General features: G+C 74.0%; 7 protein-coding genes. All 7 read left to right on the forward strand.

Annotated elements, in window-relative coordinates; genetic code table 11:
- The first annotated feature begins 55 nt into the window (after positions 1-55).
- Positions 56-802, forward strand: a complete 747-nt coding sequence (locus FDZ70_05905; GenBank protein ID TLM77103.1) for a segregation/condensation protein A — start codon at positions 56-58, stop codon at positions 800-802.
- Positions 799-1,419 (forward strand): SMC-Scp complex subunit ScpB, encoded by a 621-nt coding sequence (scpB, locus tag FDZ70_05910; GenBank protein ID TLM77104.1) that lies wholly within the window; start codon positions 799-801, stop codon positions 1,417-1,419. The genes FDZ70_05905 and scpB overlap by 4 nt, the downstream gene beginning before the upstream one ends.
- 52 nt (positions 1,420-1,471) lie before the next feature.
- Complete coding sequence (locus FDZ70_05915; GenBank protein ID TLM77105.1) at positions 1,472-2,359, forward strand: PASTA domain-containing protein; 888 nt, start codon at positions 1,472-1,474, stop codon at positions 2,357-2,359.
- A gap of 81 nt (positions 2,360-2,440) precedes the next feature.
- Positions 2,441-3,157 carry an rRNA pseudouridine synthase gene (locus FDZ70_05920; GenBank protein TLM77109.1) on the forward strand — a complete coding sequence of 239 codons (717 nt, stop codon included), beginning with the start codon at positions 2,441-2,443 and terminating at the stop codon, positions 3,155-3,157.
- Positions 3,158-3,358: 201 nt separating this feature from the next.
- Positions 3,359-3,955: a bifunctional adenosylcobinamide kinase/adenosylcobinamide-phosphate guanylyltransferase gene (locus FDZ70_05925; protein ID TLM77106.1), complete on the forward strand. Its 597-nt coding sequence runs from the start codon at positions 3,359-3,361 to the stop codon at positions 3,953-3,955.
- Positions 3,956-3,966: 11 nt separating this feature from the next.
- A complete protein-coding gene (gene cobT, locus FDZ70_05930; GenBank protein ID TLM77107.1) occupies positions 3,967-5,049 on the forward strand; it encodes a nicotinate-nucleotide--dimethylbenzimidazole phosphoribosyltransferase in 1,083 nt (360 codons plus the stop codon).
- The coding region (locus tag FDZ70_05935; protein ID TLM77108.1) for an adenosylcobinamide-GDP ribazoletransferase at positions 5,046-5,360 on the forward strand (315 nt) is incomplete at its 3' end. The genes cobT and FDZ70_05935, both read left to right, overlap by 4 nt.

A 5,360-nucleotide genomic window follows, 5' to 3' on the forward strand; every position in this document is an offset into this window, starting at 1 on the left:
GTCGACGAGTGCCGGCGCCTCGTGCACATCGAGCGGGAAGCGTAGGGCCGCCACGGTGGCCTACAAGGTCTCGGTCGACGCGTTCGAGGGCCCCTTCGACCTGCTGCTGCACCTCGTCGCGCGGCAGCGGCTCGACGTGGCCGACATCTCGATGACCGAGGTGATCGACCAGTACCTCGCGTACGTCGACCGGATGAAGGAGCTCGACCTGGAGGTCGCGAGCGACTTCCTGCTGGTGGCTGCGATGCTGCTCGAGATCAAGGCCGCCCGCCTGCTGCCCGAGGAGCGCGCGGAGCTCGACGAGGAGCTCGAGGACCTCGGCCCCGAGGAGGCGCGCGAGCTGCTCGTGGAGCGGCTGCTGGCCTACAAGCGCTTCAAGAACGCCGCCGGCGAGCTGAGCGCGCGCCACGAGGCGGAGGCGCGCATGCACCCGCGTGCGGCGGGCCTCGAGGAGCCGTTCCTCGGCCTGCTGCCCGACTTCCTCGAAGGCGTGACCCTGCGCTCGCTCGCGCTCATCTGCGCCGAGCTGGAGAGCCGGCGCGACCTGTTCCTGCTGGAGGCCGAGCACGTCGCCGCCCGGCCGATCTCGCTCGAGGAGCACGTGGACGTGGTGGCGATGCGCCTGTCGCGCGAGGGCCGCGTGACCTTCGCGGAGCTGCTGGTGTCGGGGGCGTCGCCGGAGGAGATCGTGGTGACGTTCCTCGCCATACTCGAACTGTACAAGCGCGGTGCCGCGGAACTGCGCCAGGAGAGCGCGTTCGGCGACATCGAGGTGGTCGCGATCGACGGGGAGGCCGCGTGAGCACTGCGGACGTGGGGCTGCGAGGCGCGCTTGAGGCGCTGCTGTTCGTCTCGGACGAGCCGGTCAGCGTGGCGCGGCTCGCGAAGATGACCGAGGCGCCCGAGGCCGAGGTGGCCGGCGAGTTGGCGTCGCTGGCGGCCGAGTACGCCGAGGCGGACCGCGGCTTCCAGCTGCGCGAGGCCGCGGGCGGGTGGCGCCTGTACACGCATCCGGCGCACCACGAGCTCATCGAGCGCTACGTGCTGTCGTGGGACACGCGGCGGCTCTCGCAGGCGTCGCTCGAGACGCTCGCTGTGGTCGCGTACCACCAGCCGGTGACGCGGCAGGGCGTGAACGCCGTGCGCGGCGTGAACTCGGAAGGCGTGCTCGCGTCGCTGGTCGAGAAGGGTCTCGTGCGCGAGGTGGGACGCAGCAAGGAACAGGGCAACGCCGTGCTGTTCGGCACGACGCGCACCTTCCTCGAGAAGTTCGGCCTGCGCGACATCTCCGACCTGCCGCCCATCGAGGAGTTCGCGCCCGACGCCGACACCGAGGCCGCCATCCGCGACCGTCTCGAGGCGACCGAGGGGCCGTCGCTGCCCGGTGACGACGTGGACGACATCGCCGAGGTGGACTAGGCCTTCGGGCGCGCACTAGACTCGGACCGAGGGTGTCGTCGGAGGGGGAGCCATGGACGTACGGCGGTCGGTCGTGCTGGCGCTGACGGTCGTCGCGGTCGCGGCGAGCGGATGCTCGGTCGTGGCGTGCGGCCCGGTCGTGCCCGACGTGAAGGGCAAGACGGTCGCGCAGGCCCAGGACGCGCTCACGCAGGCGGGATTCAAGAGCGGCGCCGTGACCTACAGCGCGGACGCGGTGGGCGCCGCGGGCGCGGTCGTGGCGCAGGATCCGGCGGCCGGCGCGCGCGCATCGGCGGGGGCCATCGTGAACCTGACGGTGGCCGGGAGCGAGCCGGTGAAGGTGCCGTCGCTGGTCGGGTCGACGCAGGACGAGGCCGCAGCCGCGCTCGCCGCGGTGGGGCTTGCGCTCGGTGACGTCACGACGGAGTTCTCGGCGACGGCGCCGGCGGGCGAGGTCGTGACGCAGACGCCGTCGGCTGCGGCCGAGGTGGCGCGCGACTCGGCCGTGGACGTGGTCATCAGCTCCGGGAAGGCGCCCGTCGCGGTGCCGGACGTGAAGGGGAAGGCGTACGCCGAGGCGGAGGCCGCCCTGAAGGCGGCCGGGTTCGCGGTCGTGCGCGTGGATTCGGCGGGCACGGCGGCTGCCGGCACGGTGACCGGGCAGGCGCCGGCCGCGGGGACGAAGGCGCCCGCGGGGTCGAAGGTGACGCTCACCGTCTCGCTCGGCGCGCCGGCGAAGGTGAAGGTTCCGCTGGTCAAGGGACTCAGGCTGGCGGCCGCGAAGAGCAAGCTCGAGGCCGCGGGCCTCAAGTGGAGCCACGTTCTCGGCCCCGGTGACGGCATGGTCGACGTCGGGTGGGTCTACAAGCAGTCGCCGGGGGCCGGGGCCCTCGTTCTGAAGGGCTCCACGGTGACGATCTACACGTGGAAGGGCCCGTAGGCGTGGGAACGTCGCCTCGGAACCGCCGGATCGCGGCGGTGGGCGCGACCCGTGCCCGCTGAGGACGAGCGCCTCGTCCCGATGCGCCTCCAGCGCTTCCTCGCGCGCGCCGGCGTGGCGTCGCGCCGCGGCAGCGAGGACCTGATGACCGCCGGGCGCGTGTGCGTGAACGGCGCGGTCGTGCGCGAACTCGGTGCCAAGGTGGACCCCGCGGCCGATCGCGTGGAGGTCGACGGGCGGCCAGTGACGCTCGGCGCCGCGGCGGCGTACTACGCGCTCAACAAGCCCGCCGGCTACGTGACCACGATGTCGGACCCGCAGGGGAGGCCGACGGTCGCCTCACTGATTCCGGCCGACGCACCCGCGGGGCTGTTCCCCGTCGGGCGGCTCGACCGTGACACCACCGGCCTGCTGCTGCTCACGAGCGACGGCGAGCTCGCGCACCGGCTGCTGCACCCCCGGCACCACGTGTGGAAGGTCTACCGCGCCGTGGTCGACGGCGAGCCGTCGGCCGGCGATCTGCGCGCGCTGTCGGAGGGGATCGCGCTCGACGACGGGCCGACAGCGCCCGCGCGGGTGTCACTCGCATGGAGCGAGGGGCGGCGCGCCGAGGTGGAGATCGCGCTGCGCGAGGGCCGAAAGCGGCAGGTGAAGCGGATGCTGTCGGCGGTCGGGCACCCGGTGACGGCACTGCGCCGGATCGCGTTCGGGCCCGTGGAGCTGGGTGCGCTGGCCGAGGGCTCGACGCGGGCGTTGACGGCCGAGGAGGTCGCTGCACTGCGCGAGGCATGCGGGTAGGGCGGCGCGCGGGCGGCTGGCGCGGCACATCCGCCGGCGGTCCCCAGCGTCGGGGGCCTCGCCGTGGGCCGGCGTCACATACGACGTCACATACGACGTCGCCGGTGACGTCACGTCTCCCGAGAAGACCCCGCGGCCGCCCGTGTTGCGGTAGCATCGCATCCTGCGCCCACCGCCCCGACCCGGAAGGCCCTCGCACCCATGTCCCTCGTCGTGATCACCGGAGGAGCCCGCAGCGGCAAGTCCGCCATCGCGGCTGCGCTCGCCGAGCAGCGCGGCGGCGACGTGTGCGTGGCGGTCTTCGGCGACGACGGTGACGAGGAGATGGCTGCACGTATCGCCCGGCATCGCGGCGAACGTCCGGCGCACTGGACCACGCTCGAGCCGGACGGCGCCGACCTTGCGCTCGCGGAAGTGCCCGAGGGTGCCCTGCTCCTGCTCGACTGCCTCGGCTCGCTCGTGTCGCGCGTCATGGCCGCCGAGTGGGACCCGGACGCGCACGGCGGCGCGTATGGCGAGGCGGACACGGTGCCGGACGCGTACGCCCGTGCGGTGGAGGCGCGCATGGACGCGCTCACGGCCGCGCTCGCGGCGCGCGCAGGCGACACGATCGTGGTGACGAACGAGGCAGGCGACGGCGTCGTTCCGGCCTTCGCCCTCGGGCGGCTCTTCCGCGACGTGCTCGGGCGCGCCAACCGCCGGCTCGTGGCGGACGCCGACGCCGCGTGGCTCGTGATCGCCGGCCGCTGCATCGACCTGACCGCGCAGCCGCGCTCCGCGCGCTGGCCGCACGACTGAGAGGACCTCGCGTGAACTTCGAAGACCGCCTGGCGGACGTCTGCGCCGCCGTCAGCCCGACCGACCCGTCCGCCGAGGAGCGCGCGTGGGCACGGCTCGACTCGCTCACGAAGCCGCCGCGCTCGCTGGGGCGCCTGGAGGAGCTCGCCGCGCGCGTCGCGCGCGTGCAGGGGACCGACCGGCCGGGCGTCTCGCGCAAGGCCGTGCTGCTCATGGCTGGCGACCACGGGGTGGTGGCGGAAGGCGTGGCCGCGTACCCGCAGGACGTGACGTGGCAGATGGTGGCGAACTTCGCCGCCGGTGGGGCCGCGATCTGCCAGCTGGCTGAGTCGGCCGGCGCCGACGTGGTCGTGACCGACGTGGGTGTCGCACGCGATCTGGGCGGCATGCCCGGGGTGCGACATCGCAAGGTCGCGCCCGGCGCCGCGAACCTGGCGGCCGGGCCCGCGATGACGCGCGAGCAGTGCGCCGAGGCGGTGCTCGTGGGGGTCGACACGGCACGCGAGATGGTCGCGGACGGGTACACGCTGCTCGCCACCGGCGACATGGGCATCGGCAACACGACGCCGTCGACTGCGCTGACCTGTGCGTTCGCGGGCGCCGATCCGGAGGCCGTCGCGGGCCGCGGAACCGGCCTTGACGACGAGGGCGTGCGACGCAAGGCCGACGTGGTCCGTCGCGCGCTCGAGGTCAACGGCGTCGCGGGCCTCGACCCGCTCGGCATCCTCGCGGCGGTCGGAGGGCTCGAGATCGCGGCGATCGCGGGCGTGGTCATCGGCGCGGCCGAGCAGCGCACGTGCGTCGTCTCGGACGGCTTCATCTCCGGCGCCGCCGCGCTCGCCGCGGTGCGGATCTGCCCGGCGTGCGCCGAGTACCTGTTTCCCTCGCATCTGTCAGTGGAGCCGGGCCACCGCGTGGTCCTCGACGCGCTCGGCCACGAGCCGGTGCTCGCGCTCGACATGCGTCTCGGCGAGGGTACCGGCGCGGCACTCGCGATGGGGATCATCGACGCGGCGTGCCGCATGATGAGCGGGATGGCGACGTTCGCCGAGGCGGGCGTGTCGGAGGCGGACGGGGGAGCGGCCGAGGCGTGAAGCGCGCGCTCACGGGCCTGCGTACCGCGATCGCGGCGCTGACGCTCGTGCCGATGGGCGAGTTCGAGCCCGACGCGCCGGCGGCGGTTCCGTGGTACCCGTGGGTCGGCATGGCCTTCGGCGTGCTGGCGATCAGCGTGGCGTCCCCGGCGTCGCTGCGTGTGGACGGGCCGCTCGGCTCGCTGCTGGTGGGTGTCGTGATCGTGGCGGCGTGGGCCGGCCTGTCGGGCCTGATGCACTGGGACGGGCTGGCCGACACGGCGGACGGACTGCTCGGCGGTAGTACGCCCGAGCGCAGGCTCGAGATCATG

This window comes from Actinomycetota bacterium, assembly GCA_005774595.1.
GTDB lineage: Bacteria > Actinomycetota > Coriobacteriia > Anaerosomatales > D1FN1-002 > D1FN1-002.

Coding starts and splice junctions, on each gene's coding strand:
- FDZ70_05920 (TLM77109.1), top strand. CDS start 2,441: ATGCGCCTCCAGCGCTTCCTCGCGCGCGCCGGCGTGGCGTCGCGCCGC.
- FDZ70_05915 (TLM77105.1), top strand. CDS start 1,472: ATGGACGTACGGCGGTCGGTCGTGCTGGCGCTGACGGTCGTCGCGGTC.
- FDZ70_05925 (TLM77106.1), top strand. CDS start 3,359: ATGTCCCTCGTCGTGATCACCGGAGGAGCCCGCAGCGGCAAGTCCGCC.